General features: G+C 67.3%; 15 protein-coding genes and 3 rRNA genes. 12 read left to right on the plus strand and 6 right to left on the minus strand.

Annotated features, from left to right (window positions below; all coding sequences use genetic code 11):
- Positions 1-72: 72 nt before the first annotated feature.
- The 10 genes from FEF34_RS23460 (at position 73) to FEF34_RS23495 (ending at position 15,348) form a co-directional block, all read left to right on the plus strand.
- Positions 73-1,080, plus strand: coding sequence for a stage II sporulation protein M (locus tag FEF34_RS23460; RefSeq protein WP_138054907.1), 1,008 nt, complete (start codon positions 73-75; stop codon positions 1,078-1,080).
- Between the two features lie 575 nt (positions 1,081-1,655).
- Positions 1,656-3,173, plus strand: a 16S ribosomal RNA gene (locus FEF34_RS23465).
- A 311-nt stretch (positions 3,174-3,484) separates the two neighbouring features.
- Positions 3,485-6,602, plus strand: a 23S ribosomal RNA gene (locus tag FEF34_RS23470).
- A gap of 88 nt (positions 6,603-6,690) precedes the next feature.
- Positions 6,691-6,807 (plus strand): 5S ribosomal RNA (gene rrf, locus FEF34_RS23475).
- The 16S, 23S and 5S rRNA genes sit together here, the layout of an rRNA operon.
- A 46-nt stretch (positions 6,808-6,853) precedes the next feature.
- Positions 6,854-10,210 (plus strand): ALF repeat-containing protein, encoded by a 3,357-nt coding sequence (locus tag FEF34_RS23480; protein WP_234042531.1) that lies wholly within the window; start codon positions 6,854-6,856, stop codon positions 10,208-10,210.
- Between the two features lie 362 nt (positions 10,211-10,572).
- Positions 10,573-10,758 carry a hypothetical protein gene (locus FEF34_RS43110; protein ID WP_234042532.1) on the plus strand — a complete coding sequence of 62 codons (186 nt, stop codon included), beginning with the start codon at positions 10,573-10,575 and terminating at the stop codon, positions 10,756-10,758.
- Entirely contained in the window at positions 10,755-11,882 is a 1,128-nt protein-coding gene (locus FEF34_RS43115; RefSeq protein ID WP_234042533.1) for a hypothetical protein, read from the plus strand. The genes FEF34_RS43110 and FEF34_RS43115 overlap by 4 nt, the downstream gene beginning before the upstream one ends.
- Entirely contained in the window at positions 11,834-12,403 is a 570-nt protein-coding gene (locus FEF34_RS43120; protein WP_234042534.1) for a DNA/RNA non-specific endonuclease, read from the plus strand. The genes FEF34_RS43115 and FEF34_RS43120 overlap by 49 nt, the downstream gene beginning before the upstream one ends.
- A 231-nt stretch (positions 12,404-12,634) precedes the next feature.
- Positions 12,635-13,606, plus strand: coding sequence for a hypothetical protein (locus FEF34_RS23490; protein ID WP_325063646.1), 972 nt, complete (start codon positions 12,635-12,637; stop codon positions 13,604-13,606).
- A gap of 497 nt (positions 13,607-14,103) precedes the next feature.
- On the plus strand, positions 14,104-15,348 hold the full coding sequence (locus FEF34_RS23495) for a hypothetical protein (RefSeq protein ID WP_138054908.1): 1,245 nt from the start codon (positions 14,104-14,106) through the stop codon (positions 15,346-15,348).
- A 40-nt stretch (positions 15,349-15,388) separates the two neighbouring features.
- On the opposite strand, the gene FEF34_RS23500 is transcribed toward FEF34_RS23495, so the two are convergent.
- The 6 genes from FEF34_RS23500 to FEF34_RS23525 all read right to left on the minus strand — a co-directional run bounded on the left by FEF34_RS23500 (position 15,389) and on the right by FEF34_RS23525 (position 22,203).
- A complete protein-coding gene (locus FEF34_RS23500) occupies positions 15,389-16,150 on the minus strand; it encodes a polyprenol monophosphomannose synthase (protein WP_171053059.1) in 762 nt (253 codons plus the stop codon).
- Between the two features lie 631 nt (positions 16,151-16,781).
- On the minus strand, positions 16,782-18,092 hold the full coding sequence (locus FEF34_RS23505) for a DUF58 domain-containing protein (RefSeq protein WP_138054910.1): 1,311 nt from the start codon (positions 18,090-18,092) through the stop codon (positions 16,782-16,784).
- An 11-nt stretch (positions 18,093-18,103) separates the two neighbouring features.
- A complete protein-coding gene (locus tag FEF34_RS23510) occupies positions 18,104-19,087 on the minus strand; it encodes an AAA family ATPase (RefSeq protein WP_138054911.1) in 984 nt (327 codons plus the stop codon).
- Positions 19,084-20,298, minus strand: a complete 1,215-nt coding sequence (locus tag FEF34_RS23515; RefSeq protein WP_138054912.1) for a DUF4350 domain-containing protein — start codon at positions 20,296-20,298, stop codon at positions 19,084-19,086. Before FEF34_RS23515 ends, FEF34_RS23510 begins: the two co-directional genes overlap by 4 nt.
- Entirely contained in the window at positions 20,295-20,984 is a 690-nt protein-coding gene (locus FEF34_RS23520; protein WP_138054913.1) for a DUF4129 domain-containing protein, read from the minus strand. Before FEF34_RS23520 ends, FEF34_RS23515 begins: the two co-directional genes overlap by 4 nt.
- 4 nt (positions 20,985-20,988) lie before the next feature.
- Positions 20,989-22,203, minus strand: a complete 1,215-nt coding sequence (locus FEF34_RS23525) for a DUF7544 domain-containing protein (RefSeq protein ID WP_171053060.1) — start codon at positions 22,201-22,203, stop codon at positions 20,989-20,991.
- 182 nt (positions 22,204-22,385) lie between these two features.
- Between FEF34_RS23525 and mtnA the strand changes: the two genes are divergently transcribed.
- Entirely contained in the window at positions 22,386-23,567 is a 1,182-nt protein-coding gene (gene mtnA / locus FEF34_RS23535; RefSeq protein ID WP_138054916.1) for an S-methyl-5-thioribose-1-phosphate isomerase, read from the plus strand.
- A gap of 4 nt (positions 23,568-23,571) precedes the next feature.
- Positions 23,572-24,261 carry a two-component system response regulator MtrA gene (mtrA, locus tag FEF34_RS23540; protein WP_199800695.1) on the plus strand — a complete coding sequence of 230 codons (690 nt, stop codon included), beginning with the start codon at positions 23,572-23,574 and terminating at the stop codon, positions 24,259-24,261.
- Position 24,262 lies beyond the last annotated feature (1 nt).

Genomic DNA, 24,262 nt, shown 5'->3' on the forward strand with positions numbered 1-24,262 from the left:
AGCTAGTCGTACGAGTTGTTGTAAGTACCGCCCCCGCGGCGGCCGGACCAGTGCCTGGAGCAGCAGCCGACCATGGACCTCGATGTCTTCGTCATGACCCACCGGGCAGAGTGGGAGCGCCTGGACTCCCTCCTGCGGCGCGGGCGCGGGCTCACCGGCGCCGAGGCGGACGAACTCGTCGCGCTCTACCAGCGCACCGCCACCCATCTCTCACTGATCCAGTCCAGTTCCCCGGACCCCATGATCACGGCCCGGTTGACCCAGCTCGTCGCCCGCGCCCGCGCCGTTGTCACCGGGACCCGCCGCGCCTCATGGAAGGACACGGTCCGCTTCCTGGCCGCCGGCTTCCCGGCCGCGGTCTACCGCTCCCGGCACTGGTGGATCCCCACCGCCGTTCTCTCGACGCTCCTCGCCGCCGTCATCGGCTGGTGGATCGGAACGCACCCCGAGGTCCAGGCGGCGATCGCCGCCCCCGAGCAACTGCGCGAGCTCACCCGCCCCGGCGGGCAGTACGAGACCTACTACTCGAGCCACCCCGCGGCCTCGTTCGCCGCCCAGGTCTGGACGAACAACGCCTGGGCCGCCGCGATGTGCCTGGTCTTCGGCGCGTTCCTCTGTGTGCCGGTGCTCTGGATCCTCTTCATCAACATGGCGAATCTCGGCATCGGCATCGGTCTGATGTCGTCGGCCGGGCGCCTCGACACGTTCCTGGGACTCGTTCTCCCACACGGTCTTCTCGAGCTCACCGCCGTCTTCGTCGCTGCCGGCACGGGCCTTCGTCTCGGCTGGACCCTCATCGATCCGGGACCGATGTCCAGGCGGGCCGCCCTCGCCCAGCAGGGCCGTGCCGCCATCGGCATGGCCATCGGCCTGGCCCTGGTCCTCTTCGTCTCGGGCGTGATCGAGGGCTTCGTGACACCCTCGGGTCTTCCGACCTGGGCTCGGATCACCATCGGAATCGGCGCTGAGCTGGCTTTCCTGGCGTATGTCTACGTCCTCGGCGGCCGCGCGGCCCGAGCAGGCGGGACAGGTGACGTCGAAGCCTCGGAACGCAGCGCCGAGGTACCGACGGCCGCCTGATGTGCAACCACCGGGTGTGAGCTGCTAGTGTCCTCTTCGCCCACCGGAACCGTTGACACGGGCCGTGTGGGGAGGTAGATTCAAACGGTTGCCTCGGAGCGGACAGCTTCGAGTGTGACCACCTAGAATCTCTCTCGCTCTCATCGGGAATCTCATTTCCGTGGAGCCACTCTCGAATCCTCATCCGGATCGCGAAGCCGATTAGCTCGGCTGCGGAAGATTCTGATAACGTCGAGAAAGTCGAAAGACAAGAGGCCCTCCAACGGCCGCCGGAAATGAATTCCGAACCGGGAACGGAACGGAAATCGGATCTGGTAGGGTTGGAAACACCGAAGGGAAGCGCCCGGAGGAAAGCCCCAGAGAATGTTCTGCGGGTGAGTACGAAGGAAGCGTCCGTTCCTTGAGAACTCAACAGCGTGCCAAAAGTCAACGCCAGATATGTTGATACCCCGTCCATCCGCACGGATGGTCGAGGTTCCTTTGAAAAAACACAGCGAGGACGCTGTGAACCGGGGAGACTATTCCTCTTCCTGGTTCCGCTCTCGTGATGTGTTCGCCCCGATCACGGGGAAGCATTCACGGAGAGTTTGATCCTGGCTCAGGACGAACGCTGGCGGCGTGCTTAACACATGCAAGTCGAACGATGAACCTCCTTCGGGAGGGGATTAGTGGCGAACGGGTGAGTAACACGTGGGCAATCTGCCCTGCACTCTGGGACAAGCCCTGGAAACGGGGTCTAATACCGGATACGACCACTGAGGGCATCCTCGGTGGTGGAAAGCTCCGGCGGTGCAGGATGAGCCCGCGGCCTATCAGCTTGTTGGTGGGGTGATGGCCTACCAAGGCGACGACGGGTAGCCGGCCTGAGAGGGCGACCGGCCACACTGGGACTGAGACACGGCCCAGACTCCTACGGGAGGCAGCAGTGGGGAATATTGCACAATGGGCGAAAGCCTGATGCAGCGACGCCGCGTGAGGGATGACGGCCTTCGGGTTGTAAACCTCTTTCAGCAGGGAAGAAGCGAAAGTGACGGTACCTGCAGAAGAAGCGCCGGCTAACTACGTGCCAGCAGCCGCGGTAATACGTAGGGCGCGAGCGTTGTCCGGAATTATTGGGCGTAAAGAGCTCGTAGGCGGCTTGTCGCGTCGGTTGTGAAAGCCCGGGGCTTAACCCCGGGTCTGCAGTCGATACGGGCAGGCTAGAGTTCGGTAGGGGAGATCGGAATTCCTGGTGTAGCGGTGAAATGCGCAGATATCAGGAGGAACACCGGTGGCGAAGGCGGATCTCTGGGCCGATACTGACGCTGAGGAGCGAAAGCGTGGGGAGCGAACAGGATTAGATACCCTGGTAGTCCACGCCGTAAACGTTGGGCACTAGGTGTGGGCGACATTCCACGTCGTCCGTGCCGCAGCTAACGCATTAAGTGCCCCGCCTGGGGAGTACGGCCGCAAGGCTAAAACTCAAAGGAATTGACGGGGGCCCGCACAAGCGGCGGAGCATGTGGCTTAATTCGACGCAACGCGAAGAACCTTACCAAGGCTTGACATACACCGGAAAGCATCAGAGATGGTGCCCCCCTTGTGGTCGGTGTACAGGTGGTGCATGGCTGTCGTCAGCTCGTGTCGTGAGATGTTGGGTTAAGTCCCGCAACGAGCGCAACCCCTGTCCTGTGTTGCCAGCGGGTCATGCCGGGGACTCACAGGAGACCGCCGGGGTCAACTCGGAGGAAGGTGGGGACGACGTCAAGTCATCATGCCCCTTATGTCTTGGGCTGCACACGTGCTACAATGGCCGGTACAATGAGCTGCGATACCGCGAGGTGGAGCGAATCTCAAAAAGCCGGTCTCAGTTCGGATTGGGGTCTGCAACTCGACCCCATGAAGTCGGAGTCGCTAGTAATCGCAGATCAGCATTGCTGCGGTGAATACGTTCCCGGGCCTTGTACACACCGCCCGTCACGTCACGAAAGTCGGTAACACCCGAAGCCGGTGGCCCAACCCTTGGGAGGGAGCCGTCGAAGGTGGGACTGGCGATTGGGACGAAGTCGTAACAAGGTAGCCGTACCGGAAGGTGCGGCTGGATCACCTCCTTTCTAAGGAGCACTTCTCACCACCATCGGTGGTCAGAGGCCAGAACATCGGCGAACGTCCGATGCTGGTAGCTCATGGGTGGAACGTTGACTACTCGGCACGATCGGGATGATGGATCACTAGTACTGCTTCGGCGTGGAACGTGAGTCTGGTCGGACTGGTCGGGTCGGGCACGCTGTTGGGTGTCTGAGGGTATGGGCCGTTGTGGCTTGTCCTTCGGATCGCCGGCCCCGGTGAACTCGCTGCTTGTTGTGGCGGGGTGGTGGGTGGCTGGTCGTTGCTTGAGAACTGCACAGTGGACGCGAGCATCTGTGGCCAAGTTTTTAAGGGCGCACGGTGGATGCCTTGGCACCAGGAACCGATGAAGGACGTGGGAGGCCGCGATAGGCCCCGGGGAGCTGTCAACCGAGCTGTGATCCGGGGGTGTCCGAATGGGGAAACCCGGCAGTCGTCATGGGCTGTCACCCGCTGCTGAACACATAGGCAGTGTGGAGGGAACGAGGGGAAGTGAAACATCTCAGTACCCTCAGGAAGAGAAAACAACCGTGATTCCGGGAGTAGTGGCGAGCGAAACTGGATGAGGCCAAACCGTATGTGTGTGAGACCCGGCAGGGGTTGCGCATGCGGGGTTGTGGGATTTCTCTTTCATCGTCTGCCGGCGATGAGGCGAGTCAGAAACCGTTGATGTAGGCGAAGGGCATGCGAAAGGCCCGGCGTAGAGGGTAAGACCCCCGTAGCTGAAACATCAGCGGCTCGTTTGAGTTATTCCCAAGTAGCACGGGGCCCGAGAAATCCCGTGTGAATCTGGCGGGACCACCCGCTAAGCCTAAATATTCCCTGGTGACCGATAGCGGATAGTACCGTGAGGGAATGGTGAAAAGTACCGCGGGAGCGGAGTGAAATAGTACCTGAAACCGTGTGCCTACAAGCCGTGGGAGCGTCGGGATCTTCGGATCCTCGTGACTGCGTGCCTTTTGAAGAATGAGCCTGCGAGTTAGCGGTGTGTAGCGAGGTTAACCCGTGTGGGGAAGCCGTAGCGAAAGCGAGTCCGAACAGGGCGGTTGAGTTGCACGCTCTAGACCCGAAGCGGAGTGATCTAGCCATGGGCAGGTTGAAGCGGAGGTAAGACTTCGTGGAGGACCGAACCCACCAGGGTTGAAAACCTGGGGGATGACCTGTGGTTAGGGGTGAAAGGCCAATCAAACTCCGTGATAGCTGGTTCTCCCCGAAATGCATTTAGGTGCAGCGTCGTGTGTTTCTTGCCGGAGGTAGAGCACTGGATAGGCGATGGGCCCTACCGGGTTACTGACCTTAGCCAAACTCCGAATGCCGGTAAGTGAGAGCGCGGCAGTGAGACTGTGGGGGATAAGCTCCATGGTCGAGAGGGAAACAGCCCAGAGCATCGACTAAGGCCCCTAAGCGTACGCTAAGTGGGAAAGGATGTGGAGTCGCAGAGACAACCAGGAGGTTGGCTTAGAAGCAGCCACCCTTGAAAGAGTGCGTAATAGCTCACTGGTCAAGTGATTCCGCGCCGACAATGTAGCGGGGCTCAAGCGTACCGCCGAAGTCGTGTCATTGCGATATGTACCCCCAACGGGGATCGTGATGGGTAGGGGAGCGTCGTGTGCCGGGTGAAGCAGCCGTGGAAGCGAGTTGTGGACGGTTCACGAGTGAGAATGCAGGCATGAGTAGCGATACACACGTGGGAAACGTGTGCGCCGATTGACTAAGGGTTCCTGGGTCAAGCTGATCTGCCCAGGGTAAGTCGGGACCTAAGGCGAGGCCGACAGGCGTAGTCGATGGACAACCGGTTGATATTCCGGTACCCGCTTTGAAACGCCCAGTATCGAGCCCATTAATGCTAAGGCCGTGAAGCCGTCGGCTGAGTCTTCGGACGAGGTCGGAGTGGTGGAGCCGCTGATCCAAGGTGGTAGTAGGTAAGCGATGGGGTGACGCAGGAAGGTAGTCCAGCCCGGGCGGTGGTTGTCCCGGGGTAAGGGTGTAGGACGTCACGTAGGCAAATCCGCGTGACACGTAGTCTGAGACCTGATGCCGAGCCGATTGTGGTGAAGTGGATGATCCTATGCTGTCGAGAAAAGCCTCTAGCGAGTTTCATGGCGGCCCGTACCCTAAACCGACTCAGGTGGTCAGGTAGAGAATACCGAGGCGTTCGGGTGAACTATGGTTAAGGAACTCGGCAAAATGCCCCCGTAACTTCGGGAGAAGGGGGGCCACGCCTGGTGATGGGATGTACTCCTTGAGCTGGGGGTGGCCGCAGAGACCAGCGAGAAGCGACTGTTTACTAAAAACACAGGTCCGTGCGAAGCCGTAAGGCGATGTATACGGACTGACGCCTGCCCGGTGCTGGAACGTTAAGGGGACCGGTTAGCTCCATTTCGGTGGGGCGAAGCTGAGAACTTAAGCGCCAGTAAACGGCGGTGGTAACTATAACCATCCTAAGGTAGCGAAATTCCTTGTCGGGTAAGTTCCGACCTGCACGAATGGCGTAACGACTTCTCGACTGTCTCAACCATAGGCCCGGTGAAATTGCACTACGAGTAAAGATGCTCGTTTCGCGCAGCAGGACGGAAAGACCCCGGGACCTTTACTACAGTTTGATATTGGTGTTCGGTTCGGCTTGTGTAGGATAGGTGGGAGACTGTGAAGCTTGGACGCCAGTTCAGGTGGAGTCGTCGTTGAAATACCACTCTGGTCGTGCTGGATGTCTAACCTGGGTCCGTGATCCGGATCAGGGACAGTGTCTGATGGGTAGTTTAACTGGGGCGGTTGCCTCCCAAAGGGTAACGGAGGCGCCCAAAGGTTCCCTCAGCCTGGTTGGCAATCAGGTGTTGAGTGTAAGTGCACAAGGGAGCTTGACTGTGAGACCGACGGGTCGAGCAGGGACGAAAGTCGGGACTAGTGATCCGGCGGTGGCTTGTGGAAGCGCCGTCGCTCAACGGATAAAAGGTACCCCGGGGATAACAGGCTGATCTTCCCCAAGAGTCCATATCGACGGGATGGTTTGGCACCTCGATGTCGGCTCGTCGCATCCTGGGGCTGGAGTCGGTCCCAAGGGTTGGGCTGTTCGCCCATTAAAGCGGTACGCGAGCTGGGTTTAGAACGTCGTGAGACAGTTCGGTCCCTATCCGCTGTGCGCGTAGGAGTCTTGAGAAGGGCTGTCCCTAGTACGAGAGGACCGGGACGGACGAACCTCTGGTGTGCCAGTTGTCCTGCCAAGGGCATGGCTGGTTGGCTACGTTCGGGAGGGATAACCGCTGAAAGCATCTAAGCGGGAAGCCTGCTTCGAGATGAGGACTCCCACCCACTTGATGGGGTAAGGCTCCCAGTAGACGACTGGGTTGATAGGCCGGATATGGAAGCCAGGTGACTGGTGGAGTTGACCGGTACTAATAGGCCGAGGGCTTGTCCTCAGTTGCTCGCGTCCACTGTGTTAGTTCTGAAGTAACGAACACGCCGAGACCACTGTGTGGTCGGCCGGGTTCGATATCTTCATAGTGTTTCGGTGGTCATAGCGTTAGGGAAACGCCCGGTTACATTCCGAACCCGGAAGCTAAGCCTTTCAGCGCCGATGGTACTGCAGGGGGGACCCTGTGGGAGAGTAGGACACCGCCGAACAATTCTTCTGGGAAAGCCCCGGACCGTGATGGTCCGGGGCTTTCTCATGTTCCGGGGCGTATTTCGTCAGAGACTGCTGCGGCACGGCTGGTCGTGGCGCACCTCGGTCCGCGATCTGGCGGCGGCTGCGGCGGTGGCGGGAGGAGGGCCCCTGCCGGCCACCGAGCGGGCGAAGGTGGTCAAGGCCTGGATATCGGGCGGAAGAGGCGTCAAGTCCGCAGCCGCCCATGCCCTGGTCGGCTCCGACAGCGAGATCCAGACCTTCCTGGCCGAAACGCTGCCGAACCAAACCGTGCAGGACAACCGCGTCGCCCTCGTCAGCAGCCTGGACCGCGCGGGCAAGGGCCTGCGCCGTGAGGCGGTCGCCGCCCTCGACAACGGTGACGCCGCCATCGCCGACTTCCTGAGGGGCGGCTTCAAACCCGCCATCCTCGAGGACCTCCAGGTGGCCACCACCATCGTGTCGGGCACCGGCGACAGAGCGGTCCGGCGAGCCGCCACCGCCGCCCTGACCGCCGGCACCGAGCAGTCCCTGGTCGCGTTCCTCACCGACACCCAGTACGACGCACGCCTGGAGGACGCCCGCGTCCAGGTCGCCACCATGCTGACGCAGGCCGGCCCGGAGGTGCAGAAGTACGCCGACCGCGCCCTCAGCGGCAGCGCGTCCGACGTGGAGAGGTTCATCGAGACCGGTCAGCACATCGCCCGTGCCCGGGACCAGGAGTCGGCGACGATCGAGGAGCTCGTCGCCGTCGTCGAGCGGGAGGGCAAGCGCGCCGAGCGCGAGACGAACCTGGCCGTCGAGGCCTCCGCGCGCGCCCAGACCGCCGCGGACAAGGCAAAGGAGGCGGCGGAGAAGGCCGCCGCCGAGGCAGCGGCTGCCCAGAAGGATGTGCAGAAGTCCGGGGCCGCGGCCCGCAAGGCGGCGGGCGCCGCGAAGGGCGCGGCGGATGCCGCTCGTAACGCCATCAACGCCTCGAACGCCGCTGTGGCGGCGTCCCGTCGCGCCTCCTGGGCAGCCACCGGCGCCGCCCAGGCCGCCGCGAACGCCGGCAGCGCCGCAGCCCGTGCCTTCCATGCTGCGATCGGTGCCTCCAAGGATGCAGGCAAGGCCGAGGCCGCGAAGAACGCGGCGGTCGCCGCCCGCAACGCCGCGGCCAAGGCGCGTACCGCGGCCAAGGCGGCCGACCAGGCCGCCGTCGCCGGAACCAAGGCCGCCGCCGCCGGTTCCGCCGCCGCCGCCGGTTCCGCCGCTGCCTCCGCCGCACGCAACGCGGCCGCCGCCGCGAACGCCGCCGCCCAGGCCGGTGCCGCCGCCGGTGCCGCACAGTCGGAGGCCGCGGAGGCCAAGCGCCAGGCCGCGATCGCGTCCAGCGCCGCGAACCGGGCCACCAATGCCGCCTCCGCCGCACATACCCTCGCCACCACCGCGGCCGCGGCCGCCCGCACCGCCCGGGACGCAGCCAACGCCGCGGCGGACCACGCTGACAAGGCGGCGGCCGCCGCCGAGGAGGCCGTGAAGTACGCGGGTCAAGCCGTCGACTACGCCAACAGGTCCACCGCCCATGCGGCGGCGGCCATGCTGGCCGCCAACACGGCCACCAAGGCCGTCTCGGACGCCCTCCTGGTGGAGCAGAACGCGCGGAAGGCCGAGGCGGAAACCCTTGAGCAGGACAAACTGCAGGCCATCGAGGAGGTCAGGCTGCTCGCTGAGATCGAAACGAAGGAGGTGACTGCCTATCAGAACAAGGTCGCCCAGGCGCAGCAGACCGATCAGGCGACCAAGGACCTGATCACCAAGGCCGAGCAGGCGCTGGCGGCGAACGACATGGAGCTCGCGGCGGTCCAAGGGCGCAAAGCAGCCGCCGCCCTGCTCAACTCCAGGGGTGCCTGGACCAGGCAAGCGGCCCAGTTCGCTCTCTCCGGCACGGACGACGACGTGTACGCCTGGATAGCCCTCGACCGGCACCTTGCCCAGGTCCAGGACGACCGGGAGACCACGCTCCACGTGGCCACGATCGCCGGCCCCAGGATCGCCGAAGCGGCCCAGGCCGCCCTGGAGAGCCCTGATTCCAAGGCGGTCGGCGACTTCCTCACCGGCGGCATGAAGAGGGCCTCCGACGAGGACAACCGGGTGGCGATCACTCGCATCCTGGACTCGAACCCCGGCAAGGCCGTCACCGAGGCGGCGAACAAGGCACTCGACCTCAACACCACCGAATCGCTGCAGGACTTCTTCGACCACGAGTACCCCAGGGCGATACGGGAGGACGACGCGGTCCTCACCCTCACGCTGATGGACACCGGGGGTGCCTTCACCAAGGCGTACGCCGAGGTGGCCATGGAGGGGCCCACCTGGATGCGCCGCAACTTCGTCTCCCTGGTGCAGTACCGGACGGCCCAGCTCGACCACGACACCGCCACCCATGTCGCCGCGATCCGGGGCGCCATCGCGGCTGCGGCGAAGATCGCCGAGAAGGCGCAGGAGAACGCCGCCTTGGCATCCAAGGCCGCCGCCGACGCCCGGAGTGCCGCCGCCGAGGCCAAGCAGTGGGCGGCCAAGGCACTTGACTCCGCGGCCAAGGCCGAGGACTACGCCGCCGAGGCCAGGCGGAACGCGGACGCGGCCGACAAGTCCGCGGCCGATGCCAAGGCGTCCGCGGCCAAGGCGAGCGCGGCGGCGTCGACCGCCCGTAGCGCCGCCCGCTCCGCGAACTACTCGGCGAACAAGGCGATGGACTCCGCCCGTTCAGCCCTCAAATCGTCGTACAGCGCCCAGGCTTCGGCCGCCAACGCCCGCGCTTCCTCGATCGCAGCGGGCAAGGACGCGGCGACGGCGGCGGCCGCGGCCACCGAGGCCAGGCAGATCGCTGCGGCCAAGCGTGAGGCCGAGGTCAAGGCCGCTGCCAAGGCCGCTGCCGAGAAGGCCCGCCGTGAGCGGGAGGCCAAGATCGACCCGGCCGACAAGGACACCAACGACCAGATCAACCCCAACGGCACCAGCACGGACGCCGACGAGTGGTGGAACGACGCCGGCTTCTACGCCGACGCGTTCAACGCGATCAGTGTCGGCGCCGGGTTCCTGGCCGCGGGCTGCGCCCTCGCCGCCTTCGTGTTCCCCCCGGCCGCCGCGGCCGCCGGCTTCTTCGCCGCGGTCTCGATGGGCGCCAGCGGCCTCGGCACCCTCTTCACCGGCATCGAACACGGCTTTACCAGTGGCGAGTTCATCGAATCCGCCATCGGCACCGGCCTGAGTCTGGTCACCTTCGGCCAGTCCAAGTGGATCGGTGCCGCAGACAAGGCTCTCGGCGGCAAGCTCATCAAGCCCGTCGTCGGCAAGATCGCCGACGTCGGCGAGGACGTCGTGTCGGGGGCCACCAAGGTCCTGTCGTCCATCTTCTGACCTGCGTGGCAGCGCTCGGCGCCCGGGCCTGCCCGAACGGCCGCGGCCCGAGCCCGGCCGGTCCCGGCGCCGACGAGCCTGGCGCCCCGGCCGGTCCCCACCGCAGGAGAACGACGCTGGCGAACTGCTGACCGTGCCGGTCCGAATCCTCTGGATGTCCGGCCGTCGCCCGCCGCCCGAGGGGCACCGCTGTGCCGGTGCCCCTCATTGCCCCTTACCGAAGCCGTCGGGGCACCCACGCCAACAAGAGAGGTATGACAATCATGCATGAGATACGACATGGTCGGCCCGGACGGAGACGTGCCCGGTCAACCGTACTGGCCCTGGTGACAGTGGTGACGCTGGGACTCACCACAACCGGCATGAGCTCAGCGCAGCAGAGGGCCGAAGAGAAGCCCCAGCGGGTGAGCAGGCTCGACACAGCGGACCTGCCGGCCACCGCCCCCCTCACCGAGACCGGCAGGTTTGCGGCCGGCTCCGGTGAGGAATGCACCGCCACCGCGCCGGGCTCCAAGGAGCGCCGCGCGGTGCCGTCGAGTCCTGTGTGACGGTCACCCCAGCCCCCGCGAAGGCGCAGATTCGAACCCGTGTCGCCGCCACCGCCCCCACCGCCGCGGCCGCCGGCAGTTGCGACATCACCAACCCCGGCAACTACCGCTACGAGCGCTTCTCGTACTGCGTGACCGGCATCAACGTCACCTACATCCTCCGCGACAACAGGGGTCTGGAGATCGGACGCGGCATCCTGGAGGTCTCGACCGGCGCCGACCTGTCCCCGACCGCCACGACCTGGAGCGAGCAGGTCACCGTCAAGATGACGGCCGCCTCCGGCGATGTAACCTCCCTGGACGCCAAGTTCAAGGCATCCTGCGACGCAGGATGCACGGCCACCAAGACCATGCCCTGGTACGCCGGCGCCATCACCCTCGGCAAGACCCTGACCGGAACCGTCACCTACTCCTCGCCCCAGACGACGGGTTCCTCCGCCTCGTTCTACACGTCCTACGCGATGTACGTGACGTCCCCGGGCGCGACGGCGACCGACCCGAACGCGTCCTGGAAGAACGCGCGTCAGGTCAGGTGCGACCACGCGGTCGGCGGCACTTCGGTGGCGGGCTGTGCGGTTCCGTCGGTCATGCCCGAGCTGTCGATGAGCACGCAGGGCTCGGATAAGGGCGGCGCGGTGGCGGCGTATCTGTGGGCCCAGAAGAACCTCACCGATCGCTGGGGGCTCAACACCGCGCTGACCCGGTCGACGAGCGGCGTGGACGTCCGTACGAGTAGCACCTGTGGAAGCGGGGCGTCGGAGCCGTTCCCGGACGCGAGCGACCTCATACCGACTGACACCTGTGCCCAGTTCCCCCTCGCGGAGACGAAGGAAGGCGGAAGGGACGGTGCTGAGTGCGCCGAGCTTATTCCGTACTACGGCAACGGCGGATGGCCCGAGCTCAACGGCGGTTCGAGCCTCGACACCTCCCAGCGATGTGTGCGCGCCCACGTAGCCGCTGTCGACAAGCAGTTCGCGGCCGGCCAGCTCGCCGACGGCTTCGCGGGCCAGCGGGTCATCGACGCCGACCAGTTCAAGCTGACGTTCACGGCGGCGCTCGACGGTTCGCACGCGGAGTGCCTGGGGATCTCGCCGGAGGGCGCGCGCCCGGTCGGCAACGGCTGATCCTGAACACCACCGAACCGGTCCCCCACGTCAGGAAGAACGATCAGACGAGCACGGCCGGCCACCGGGCGACCAAGGCTACCGCCTGCCTGGGCAAGCAGCCCGGCCCCGGTAGTGAAGCCGGCGGAGAGATCACCGGTTGGCTGGACGCGGCCGACTACGCTTCCGCGCACAACCTCAGCGACCAGCTCGCCCGGTGTCACCTGATCGCCAACATTCTCGGCGGGCGGATCTCGAAGAACCTCGTGCCCTGCTGGCAGGTCGGGGTGAACACCGGTGCAGGCAGCATGTGGGAGTACGAGGAGCAGGTCCGGGACGAGGTGCGGCTGGCATCGTTCAGCGAGGACGACGCGATCCTCTACGAGGTGACTCCCACCTATCTGAGCGCCGACAGCACGATTCCGGTGGGCGTTACCATGAGCGCCAAGATCGAGCGCGAGGACGGTTCGGTCGAACTAATGTTCCAAAACGTCTACATCCCCAACACCCAGACCGGCGGAGCGCACAACCTCGGCAACTGATCTCTCCCCGCACCTTGTCCGTGCCCTCGGGAGCCAGAATGAGTTTCACCACCCCACCGCGGCCGCTCGACGTGACCGCGCTCTTCCCTCAACTGGCCCCGCTGGCGCGCACGGCGACCCGGCTGCATCCGCGGCCGGGCTCGCCGACGGTGCACGACAGTTCCGTCGGCGGCGCGCTGCTGTGGCCAGCCGACGAGCCGTGGCCGCACTGCGGAGGACCGCACGAGAGAGGTGCGACGCGCGCAGGGTTCTGTTGCCGGACGACATCCGGCTCCTCCGCCGTGTCCAGGCGGCGGTAGCAAGCCGGCGGCACCTCGGCGGCCCGGCCTCCCGGCCCACGCCCGAGGGCTGGCCACCGAGAAGCGGATCCTCCAGGGCCGCCCCTGGCCCGAGGACCCGGTTCCCCTGCTCCCTGTCGCCCAGCTGTACGCCCGTGACGTCCCACTCCCGTTCAGCCCGCCCGGGGCCGACCTCCTCCAGGTCCTGTGGTGCCCCTTCGACCACCCGAGCCACCCCCGCACCGCGGTCTTCTGGCGCTCCGCCAGCACCGTCACCGACGTCCTCGACGCGCCGCCCGAACCGCCCGCGCTCAAGTCCCAGGGCTATCTCCCGGAGCCGTCCCTGCTGGCACCGGAGCGGGTCACGGAGTACCCCGCCTTCATGGAGCTGGACGAGGAGTTGCGGCAGGAGCTGGGCGACCCGAGCCGGTGGGGCGGCTCCTGCCCCGCCACTCCGCGGGAGTCCTACGAGAGCGAGCTGTCCACTTCCCCCGGCTGGAAGACCGGCGGCTGGTCCCGCTGGGGCCTGTCCGACCCCATGCCCCGCCGCTGCCCGGAGTGCGGCACCGAGGCGCTCCCGCTCCTCACCATCGCCACCCTCGGATGGGACGCCGACAGCGACAGCTGGGCCCCTGAGGAGGAGCGGACCAACCCGACTCCACTCCTTCCTCGGCACTCCGCCCGCGAACTTCACCCTGATCGGGATCGCCCGCGGCTCCAGCCTCCAGCTCCACGCCTGCCCGTCCTCCCCGGATCACCCCCATATCGAGCTGGTCCAGTAAGCAAGCCCGGCGCCCAGGTACACCGAGACGCCACGAGCGCGCTTCCCATACCTCGGAAAACTGAGCTCTGTCGGCGAGCCGCTCCTTTGGCCCGCCGACGACCCCCTGGCCGCACCGAGAAGGACCGGACCAGCGGCACGTGATGTCGGGCGCATCACACTAGGCTCCGAATGTATGCACGTGCATCTTCTTGGCGGAGGCGGCAGCCGTGCAACTGTGGGACTCGACTCTGCACCCGCTACAGAGGTGGGCCGCGAGCGGAGAGGTCTTGCCTCTGGGGAGCTATTCGGCATTCGGACAGTACCCGCCTGTGACATCGCCGCCAGGAAGCTGCTCCAGGGGCTCGTGGGCTGCTCCGGAGCCCAGGAGCAAACGAGCGTCTGCCGTCGCGACACATGAACAACGGTTCTACAGAACGGCACGGTGTGTGTTCTGGCCTCGTGTGACGGAGCCTGCGGTGGGCTGCGCCGCGGCGAGGGCGCCCGCATATGTGACGGCTCCGCACGAGGGTGCTAGTAGGGTAATGTGACCGCCCGTGATGAGCGCCAATGACCTCACTGCCGTTTCTCGGTCCCGAGCAGGCGATGTGGGGTCGTCCGAAACCCGCCGGAGAAAGAGCATACGTCGGTCGCGCCGGTGGATGCTCCCCGCGCTGATTGCCATCGCGTACATAATTCTCCAGATCATCGGTAGGCCCACCCTGGCGCCGGCCAATGACGCCTACCGTTACAACCAGGCCGCGCTGCAGTTCCTCGGTGACTCTCCGGAGCAGGCGCACCGGACCGCGTTGAAGGCGTACTGCCACGACAAGGTGCGACGGGAGACCCGCTCTCACGGGTTGAAGCCGGAGAATTTGCGCGATAACGCTGCTCCGTACCCCACGCCGGGGAAAGGGTTCTCCGCATGCATGGCAGAGTCGGCTGACGGGCTGAAACCGCTCAGCCCTCGCTATGAGCGCATATTCGATGTCCGGCCGGGGTTCCCGGTGCTGGCCGCGCCGTTTGTCGCCGTGTTCGGCGCGGGTTCGGGACTGCTCGTCACCTCGGTCCTGTTTACGGTTGTCGGTGGCCTCGTCGCCTACCTGTTGCTGCGCGCCGTAGGCGCACCTGCAAGGTTCGCCCTAGTCGGACAGGCCTTCTTCTACGCCTGTCCGATCGGCTGGTGGGGTGGATACCCCCTCACAGAGGGCCCTGTCCTCGCTCTCATCATGACTTCCTTGTTGGGTGCGTGGTGGCTGTTCAATCGTCGCCTTACCGCAGGAACGATCCTGCTCACCGGGTCCATGGTGGTGGGCACAGCTGTCAAGTACTCGACTTTCCTGCTCGTTGCGGGGGCATTGGCGGCCTCTGCGATGGTGTGCCTGGCACTGGTGGCCGGCACGAGGCATCGGGGCACGTATCTCATGGCTGCCCTGAATGCGGCCGTGGTTCTTGGGATCGGTGCGCTCAGCATCCACTACAACCTGCCGGGCAGTACCGAGACGTTGCAGGACACTTTCACTGATCACTTCGCCCAGCCCGATGTCGCCGCCCCTTGGCCCATGCTGGTCGAGCTAAACGGCAATTACTGGGCCCACTGGATTCAGGAGCAGGTCCGCAGCCCCTGGCTTATCGCTGCTGTCGGCCTCGGCGCATGGGGCCTGTTCCGGCACAGCCGTGCGCTCGGCTGGATCGTTCTGGCCGTCGGATTGACGGGCATCGCGGCCGAGATCGCGCACCCCGTCGACAGCCAGGGCGACCGGCTCATGCTCAACGTATGGGTCATCGCCGTCGTCGGTTTGCCCCTCCTGCTCCACCAGCTCATCCAGGGCCGTGAGAGGGTTTCGCAGCTTCCTGTTGACGGCACCGTATCCGACAGCCGGCAGGTGTCCCGGAGCGCTCACTGAATTGAGGCCCGTCCTGCGGGCCCGCAGGACGGGCCTCAATTCAGCCGCGTCCCAGGAGTGCTCTGGCCCTGTGGCCAAGGCCCCAGGCGGTCACCCGCCACAGCGCCTCCGCCACGATCGCGCGGCTCATCTTGCTGTCGCCCCGCTCCCGCTCGACGAAGGTGATCGGCACCTCGACGACATGGAAACCGGACTTCACGGTCCGCCAGGCAAGATCAACCTGGAAGCAGTACCCCTGGGAGGCGACCTCGGCGATACCCAGTCCTTCCAGCGTCTCCTTGCGGAACGCCCGGAAGCCGCCGGTCACGTCGCGGATGGGTACTCCCAGCATCAGACGGGAGTAGAGGCTGCCGCCTCGCGACAGGAACTCCCGGGACTTGGGCCAATTCACTACACTCCCGCCGGGAACCCAACGGGACCCGAGCACCAGATCCGCACCGGGTAGCGCCGTAAGCAGGCGGGGCAGTTCCTCGGGGCGGTGAGAGCCATCGGCGTCCATCTCGACCAGGACGCCGTAATCGTTCTCGATGCCCCAGCCGAAACCAGCCAGATACGCTGCGCCGAGGCCTTCTTTCCCCTTGCGGTGCAGCACGTGTATATGGTTGTCGTCGGCTGCGAGCTCGTCCACGATCTTGCCGGTGCCGTCCGGGCTGTTGTCGTCGACGACAAGAATGTGCGCATGGGGCACGGAACTACGGACCCGAGAGGTAATCGCCGCGATGTTCTCGGCCTCGTTGTAGGTCGGAATGATCACCAACACCGTGCCGAGCGGGCCTGTGGTCCGCTGACCGCCTTCACTCACTGTGTATCCACCTCGTGTGCTTGCCGGTACAGAGGCCCGGCTGGTCCCCGTGAGCATACGGGCCCGAACGCGAGCGGCCGTGCGGGGGGTGATAAAGACGCCTGCATGGGAAATGGACCTGTCGGCCCCGAGACGGGTACTCGGCAAAGGGTGTCGAGTCGCCGTGTAGTGCACGGCGCGGGTGGCCTCCGGGGCCGAGCCGAGATCACGCCAGCTTGTAGAAGCTCACGCGCAGCGAGAACCCCCTGGTCAGCCCCACTCTCATTTCCCATGCCCCAAAAATGACCTTGATTAGATATTCATCAAATTAACAGTGTCCAGATCAGAGGGCATGTCAAGTCTCTTCTTCAGCGGCGGCTCTCACCGGGCGCAAGGACCAGCCCAAGGGCTTCGGCAGGCGCGACTTCCGTAACCTGCTGATTCACGCCCGTAGCCAACCCGGCGGTCTGATCGTCGTTTGCCCATCAAGGAGCCGCCTCCGGTGCACGGGGGCTCCCCCGCCTCTCCCGGGCCGAGGGGAAAGATCGCAAGGCGCCGGATCGACCTCGTGGTGGGCCTGCTCGGTTGCTTCGGCAACGCCGCGAGTCGCCGTGCGGGCGTCGCGACGGGGCGAACGCTGCCTGGTGCGGCGCTACAGACGTCCCGCTGCCTTGAGCGCCAGGTAGGCATCGGCCAGAGCCGGTGCGAGGCTCTCCGGAGTGGCGTCGACCACGGTTACTCCGTGGTGCTGGAGCTGTTCCGCCGTGCGGCGGCGCTGCAGCTGGGCCTGGGTGCCGGCGGCGGCCTCGTACACCGCGTCCAGGCTGCCGCGGGCGCCGGACATCTTCTTGATGTGCGGATCCGCGACCGAGGCGACCATCACCGAGTGGCGCTGCGTGAGTTGCGGTAGCACCGGCAGGAGGCCCTCTTCGATGGGGGCGGCGTCCAGGCTGGTCAGCAGCACGACGAGAGAGCGCCGGGGGGCGTGCTTGAGCGTCGCCGCGCTGAGGCCACGGGCGTCCGTCTCCACCAACTCCGGTTCCAGAGGTGCCATGGCGTCGACCATGGCCGGCAGGATTTCCCGAGCCGCTCGACCCTGTACCCGGGCGCGGACGCGGCGGTCGTAGGCCAGCAGGTCCACACGGTCACCCGCACGGGTGGCGAGTGCGGTGAGGAGGAGAGCGGCGTCCATGGCCGCGTCCAGACGTGGGACGTCGCCCACCCTTCCGGCCGCGGTACGGCCCGTGTCCAGCACGATCAAGATGTGACGATCCCGCTCCGGCCGCCAGGTGCGGACGGCGACGGTGGTCTGCCGGGCGGTGGCGCGCCAGTCGATGGAGCGGGTGTCGTCCCCCGGCACGTACTCGCGGAGGCTGTCGAACTCTGTGCCCTCCCCACGGGTCAGCACACTGGTCCTGCCGTCGAGTTCGCGGAGGCGGGCCAGCCGGGACGGCAGGTGCTTGCGGCTCGTGAAGGGCGGCAGGACGCGGACCGTCCAGGGAACCCGGTGGTTCCCCTGGCGGGCGGCGAGCCCGAGCGGTCCGTAGGAACGGACCGTGACGAGTTCGGCGTGGCGGTCACCGCGGCGGGTGGGGCGAAGGACCGTCCTGAGACGGCGGCGCTCGCCGGCCGGCACCGTCACCGTGTGTCGTGATTCGGTCTGCTCGGTTCCTGGGACCCAACTGCTCGGTGGCCAGGCGTCGCGCAGGCGGGCGCGCAGCCGCCGCGAGGAGACGTTGGTGATCATGAGCTGGACTTCCGCGCTGTTGCCGAGTCGAACGGACGACTCACCGGTTCGGGTGAACTGGAGAGTTCGGACTGGTGCGGCCAGGACGTAGTCGCACAGAATTGCTACTGAGAGTGGTGCGTTGACGGCCAGGATCCCCTGCCAGCTGGGTGCGAGGAGCCCGACGGGAATGGAGCCGAGAGCGGCGAGGAGGGCCGCTCGTCCGGTGAGGACCATGACGTACCGCCTCAGCGGGGGACGGGGACGTGGGCGAGGATGGCGGTGATGACCGAGTCCGCCGTGACGCCTTCCATCTCGGCTTCCGGCCGGAGCTGGATGCGATGACGGAGGGTGGGCAGGGCGAGGGCCTTCACGTCGTCGGGGGTGACGTAGCCGCGTCCCGTGAGCCAGGCCCAGGCCCGCGCAGTGGAGAGCAGGGCGGTGGCGCCTCGGGGAGAGACGCCGAGGCTGAGTGAGGGGGAGTCACGGGTGGCACGGCAGATATCGACGACATAGCCCGCGATCTCGGCGGAGACCGAGGTCTTGGCGACGGCCGTCCGGGCGGCTTCCAGGTCAGCGGGTGTGGCGACGGGGCGGAGCCCGGCGGCCTGCAGGTCGCGCGGGTTGAAGCCTTCGGCGTGCCTGGCGAGGACGTTGATCTCGTCGTCGCGAGACGGCAGCGGCACGGTCAGCTTCAGCAGGAAGCGGTCGAGTTGCGCCTCGGGCAGGGGGTATGTGCCCTCGTACTCGACCGGGTTCTGAGTCGCGGCCACCAGGAACGGCTCGGGGAGAGGGCGAGGTGTGCCGTCGACGGTGACCTGGCGCTCCTCCATGGCTTCCAGCAGCGATGACTGGGTCTTCGGCGGTGTCCTGTTGATCTCGTCGGCCAGCAGGAGGTTGGTGAAGACCGGCCCCGGCTGGAAGGAGAACTCCGCGGTCCGCGCGTCATAGACCAGAGAGCCGGTGACGTCGCTGGGCATGAGGTCCGGGGTGAACTGGACCCGCTTGGTGTCCAGTTCGAGCGAAGCGGCCAGGGCCCGCACGAGGAGGGTCTTGGCTACGCCGGGGACTCCTTCGAGGAGGACATGGCCACGACAGAGCAGGGCCACGACCAGTCCGGTGACTGCGGAGTCCTGACCGACCACGGCCTTCGCGATCTCGGTGCGCAGGGCCTCCAGCGAGGCGCGTGCGTCGTCCGAGTGCTCGGCGGTCTCGGGGGTCGGGGCGCTCATGAAGTGCGTACCTCTCTTTCGAGGGCGTCCAGTTGGTCAGCCAGGCGGATGAGTGAGGCGTCGTCGGCAGGGGCCGGTCCGAAGAGCAGAGCCCGGAGGTCGCGGTCGCTGTTGCGCAGATGTGCCGAGACAGCCGGGAGGAGGAGGTCGGGTGAATGGACGTCCGCGAGGGTGACGCCCAGGAGGGGAGCCAGCCGGTTCCGTGTGGCCTGGCGGAGGGCGGAGGCGGCGCGGTCGCGGGCGTTCGCCTTGCGGTAGAGGCGCGCCCGGCCCTCGGTGGACTCGGAGGCACGCACGGCCGCGGGCAGCCGTTCGCTGACGAGCGGCCCGAGCCGGCGGGCACGCCATACGGCGGCGATCACGGCGGCGACGGCGAGTTGAAGGGTGGCCCAGAGCCATCCGGAAGGGATGAGCCGGCCGATGCCGGTATGGCCATCCCCTCGCCCGTCGCGGGTGCCGTCGTCCCCGGCGGCCGATCCATCGGAGAGGGAAGGGAGGTACCAGACCAGATGAGGGCGGGAACTGAGCAGCTGGAGGGCGAGCGACGCGTTGCCCTCCTTGCCGAGCCGTTCGTTGTAGAGGATGTCGGGGGAGCCGAGGAGTACGGTGTCGCCGGTTCCGGGAGCGTCGGTCCGGAGCAGCGTGGGGAGTCCGTTGACGAGGTAGCAGGAGTCGCTGCCGAGGGTGTTGTCGGTGATGTAGCGCTCGCCGCCGAGATCGGCGCTTCCGGCTCGCCGGGCTGCCGGGAAGGTGCACTGCGGCTCACGCGCGGAGACCGGGGCGGGTGTGCTGGCCGAGGTTCCGGGGGCGAGGGTGCCGACGGAGTCAGGGCCGGGGGCGAGGAGGACGGAACGGCCGCCGGAGGAGGCCATCGCCTTTTGCAGGGCGTCCTGTTGACTGCTGCTCAGCAGGTCGGGCCCGGCGACCAGCAGGGTGGTGCCGGGGCCCGTCGCGGCGGTGGCTTCACCCAGGGTGGTGACCACGCGAGTGGTGACGCCTCCGTCCTTGAGCAGTTCGGCGACGGCGCGGCTGCCGGAGGGGCCGGTGGAGCGCGGGTCGAGGCGGCCGTGGCCGCCGTCGGAGCGGATGACCGCGATGACGAACCCGGCCACGACGAGGACCACGAGCGCGAGCAGGATTCCCCGGCTTCGGATCCAGACCTGGTGGGTGGTCGGAGACACCGCGGTGGTGCCGGTCGTGGCCCCGGTCATCCGGTTGCCCCCGGGGCCGTGGCCGTCAGATCCGGCTTGGTGCGCCCCAGTTCGGTGTCGAGGTCCCGCAGACGTGTGTACGCGTGCTGGTCGGCGGTGCGTCCGCCGTATGTGACGTCGTCGAAGGTACGGGCCGCCGTGCGCAGCGCGTCGGTGTGGCCGGGCAGAGGGCGTCCGGCTTCCGCGGCGGCCTCGTCGGCGGTGCGGCTGGGGCGGGGCTCGAGCAGGGCGCGTTCCTCGAGGGAGCGGACGATGGCGCGCATCCGTTCCTGGACCGCCTGGTTCCAGCGTCCCGCGGCGGCGTGCGTCTCGGCGGTCGCCCGGTGCTCGGCAGCGCTGCGGGGGCGGTCGTCGAAGAGCGCGTCCCCTGTGGTGAGCGTGCGGTGCGGGGTGCCCAGCCGCCACCACAGTGCGGCGACCAGCGCGGCGACGAGCAGGGCGATGACGGCGAGCCCGAGCGGACCGCCGGGTGAGGCTCCCGCCACCGTGTCGAGCACCTCGGCGAGCCACTCCCAGAAGCTGTTGAGGGCGCGCTCGACCAGGTTGGGGTCGTTCTCGTGGTACATCGGCTTGGACAGCTCGCGTTCGGCCGCCTCCCTCGCGGGCACGCGCGGGAGGTCCACGGGCACGTCGTCGTCGACGTGGGCCCGCGGCCACGCCCTGGTCGCTCCTCCCGTGACGGACACGGCATCAGCTCCTGGGGGTGTCGTCGCCCGGTGCCGCGCCGTGGTCGTTGACGCCCGCCGCCCTGGCCAGTTCGAGGTCGAGAGCCTCGCGGCGGATGCGTTGGTCGACGTAGAGGAGCACGGTGACGCCCGCCGAGATCGGATAGGTGATGGACGAGGCGACCACCGCGCCGATGCCGGTGATGATCAGGAAGGGCCAGCCGAACTCCGGTGTGCGGCCCGAGAACAGTCCGCTGAGGCCCTCACCGTCGACGGTGTAGGCGATCAGGCCGAACGGGATGTTGATGATCAGGGAGACCAGGAAGGTCAGCAGCATCGTGAGCAGCAGGATGCCGAAGACCCGCCACCATGCTCCGCGCACCAGCTTCGCCGAGCGCCGCATCGACTGGACGACGCCCTGCCGTTCCAGCATGAGGGCGGGCGAAGCGAGTGCGAACCGGACCATCAGCCAGACGGCGACGACCGCGCCGGCGATCCCGCCGAGTGCGGCGAAGGCGGCGCCGCCCTCGGAGCCCAGGAGCAGGCCCGGCAGCAGTCCGATGGCGAGCACCGTGGTGGCGATCAGCGGCAGCAGCAGGGTGAGGCCGAGGAGTTGGGGCAGTCGCGGTCGCGCCTCGCGCCACGCGTCGGACAGCGTGACGTCGCGGCCCAGTACCGAGCGGCTGATGACCACGGTCAGCAGGGCGGTGGTGAAGAGCGTTGCGATCAGAGTGATCGCCATGACCGGTGCCGTGCCCACGAGCGTCGCGTTGAGCTGGTCCCCCAGCTGGCTCAGGGCTTCCTCAGGAGTGGCGTTCGGATCCACCCTGGGGGGCTGTGGGACGAGATAGCGCTGGACGAGGATGTCGCAGATCTGGGTGATAACGGAGACCGTGATCGTGATGCCCAGGACCGTGCGCCAGTGCGCGCGCAGGGTGGACACCGCGCCGTCGAGGATCTCGCCGACTCCGAGCGGGCGCAGCGGGATCACTCCGGGCTTCGCGGCCGGCGGCTGTCCCCAGCCGCCTCGTTGCGGTCCGCCACCCCAGCCCGGTCCGCCGGTCCGCGGGGGCACGGGGCCGCCGCCGGGTCCGGTCGGCGGGGCCCACCGACCCCCGGGCGGCTGTTCCTTGGACCATTTCGAGGAGGTGTCGGGAGCGTCGGCGGGGCCGGGCGCTCCGGCATCCCGGTCGTCGGACGGGGAGGATCCGGGCGAGGCCCAGCCCGGAGTGTCGTTCACGGTCGTCCACCTCGTGGATGTGTCGCGGAGCCGGCTCGGCGAGCCGGCTGGGTCACGGCGCCTGTCCGCACGTCAGGGCGGCAGGCTGGCAGCCATCGTGCCACGCACCGGCCGCGGGCGGGCCGGGCCGTGGATCTCGTTCTCTCCTGCATTGTGCGTGCGTCAGCGGGCAGACTGGGCGGATGGCTGATCAGTACGTACAAACCCTCGACGGCGAACAGCCCCCCGGGCTCGACTCGCTGCGTTGGGACGAGCTCCCGGAAGGCCCGGTGCTGGTTCTGCTGGACCAGCGCAGATTGCCGGCCGAAGAGGCGGAGCTGGTGTGCACCGACGTCCCGGCCCTGGTGGAGGCGATCCGGACCTTGGCCGTGCGCGGTGCGCCCCTGCTGGGGATCGCCGGGGCATACGGGGTCGCGCTGGCCGCGGCACGGGGCTACGACGTGGCGGAAGCGGCGTCGCTGTTGGAGGCGGCGCGGCCCACCGCCGTGAACCTCGGCTACGGGGTGCGGCGGGCCGCAGGTGCGTACGAGACGGCGGCCGGCAGGGGCGCGGACACGGAGCAGGCGGCCGCCGCCGTACTGGCCGAGGCGCGGCAGCTGCACCGCGAGGACGCCGAGGCGAGCAAGCGGATGGCGTGGCACGGGCTCGCGCTGCTGGACGAGCTGCTGCCCGGTGGCAGCCACCGGGTCCTGACGCACTGCAACACCGGGAGGCTGGTCTCCGGCGGTGAGGGCACGGCGTTCGCGGTGGCGCTAGCGGCGCACAGGGCGGGCCGACTGCGCAGACTGTGGGTGGACGAGACCCGGCCGCTGCTGCAGGGCGCGCGACTGACCGCGTACGAGGCGGCCCGGAACGGGATGGCGTACACCCTGCTCACGGACAACGCGGCCGGATCGCTGTTCGCGGCGGGAGAGGTCGACGCCGTGCTGGTCGGTGCCGACCGGATCGCGGTGGACGGCTCCGTTGCCAACAAGGTGGGCAGCTATCCGCTCGCCGTCCTCGCCCGGTACCACCATGTGCCGTTCATCGTGGTGGCGCCGACCACGACCGTGGATCCGGCGACGCCCGACGGCGCGTCGATCGAGGTGGAGCAGCGGCCCGGGCAGGAGGTGACGGAGCTGCCCGCGCCGGAGATGGTGACCGGTGTCACAGCTCTCCCTGAGCCGCGCTCATCGGAGGCCGCCTCCGGTGCCCCCGGGGCGCCGGTCGCGCCGGTGGGGACCCAGGCGTACAACCCCGCGTTCGATGTGACACCGCCGGAACTCGTGACCGCGATCGTCACGGAGGAAGGGGCCGTCTCCCCGGTCACCGGGGCCGGGATCGCCGAGCTGTGTTCCAGGTCACGCCAGGTAACGATTAGCTAATGGGATGATGTCGACTATGAAGGGACGCGTCCTTGTCGTCGACGACGACACCGCACTGGCCGAGATGCTCGGCATCGTGCTGCGTGGTGAAGGGTTCGAGCCGTCGTTCGTAGCGGACGGCGACAAGGCACTCGCCGCATTCCGGGAGACCAAACCGGACCTCGTGCTGCTCGATCTCATGTTGCCAGGCCGGGACGGCATCGAGGTGTGCCGGCTCATCCGGGCGGAGTCGGGTGTGCCGATCGTCATGCTCACGGCCAAGAGCGACACCGTCGACGTGGTGGTCGGGCTGGAGTCCGGTGCCGACGACTACATCGTCAAGCCGTTCAAGCCGAAGGAGCTGGTGGCCCGCATCCGGGCCAGGCTGCGGAGGTCCGAGGAGCCCGCGCCGGAGCAGCTCGCGATCGGTGACCTGGTCATCGACGTGGCCGGGCACTCCGTGAAGCGCGACGGTCAGTCGATCGCGCTCACCCCGCTCGAGTTCGACCTGCTCGTGGCGCTCGCCCGCAAGCCGTGGCAGGTGTTCACGCGCGAGGTGCTGCTCGAGCAGGTGTGGGGTTACCGGCACGCGGCGGACACCCGTCTGGTGAACGTGCATGTGCAGCGGCTGCGCTCCAAGGTCGAGAAGGACCCGGAGCGGCCGGAGATCGTCGTGACCGTGCGCGGTGTCGGTTACAAGGCCGGACCGAGCTGAC

This window comes from Streptomyces marianii (assembly GCF_005795905.1).
In the GTDB taxonomy this organism is placed as follows: Bacteria; Actinomycetota; Actinomycetes; order Streptomycetales; family Streptomycetaceae; genus Streptomyces; species Streptomyces marianii.

Excerpts from the sequence above, each read along its gene's own strand:
- FEF34_RS23480 (WP_234042531.1), top strand. The coding sequence starts at position 6,854 with ATGTTCCGGGGCGTATTTCGTCAGAGACTGCTGCGGCACGGCTGGTCG.
- mtnA (WP_138054916.1), top strand. The coding sequence starts at position 22,386 with ATGGCTGATCAGTACGTACAAACCCTCGACGGCGAACAGCCCCCCGGG.
- FEF34_RS23505 (WP_138054910.1), bottom strand. The coding sequence starts at position 18,092 with ATGGTCCTCACCGGACGAGCGGCCCTCCTCGCCGCTCTCGGCTCCATT.
- FEF34_RS23510 (WP_138054911.1), bottom strand. The coding sequence starts at position 19,087 with ATGAGCGCCCCGACCCCCGAGACCGCCGAGCACTCGGACGACGCACGC.
- FEF34_RS23495 (WP_138054908.1), top strand. The coding sequence starts at position 14,104 with ATGCTCCCCGCGCTGATTGCCATCGCGTACATAATTCTCCAGATCATC.
- FEF34_RS23460 (WP_138054907.1), top strand. The coding sequence starts at position 73 with ATGGACCTCGATGTCTTCGTCATGACCCACCGGGCAGAGTGGGAGCGC.
- mtrA (WP_199800695.1), top strand. The coding sequence starts at position 23,572 with ATGATGTCGACTATGAAGGGACGCGTCCTTGTCGTCGACGACGACACC.
- FEF34_RS23515 (WP_138054912.1), bottom strand. The coding sequence starts at position 20,298 with ATGACCGGGGCCACGACCGGCACCACCGCGGTGTCTCCGACCACCCAC.
- FEF34_RS43110 (WP_234042532.1), top strand. The coding sequence starts at position 10,573 with ATGAGCTCAGCGCAGCAGAGGGCCGAAGAGAAGCCCCAGCGGGTGAGC.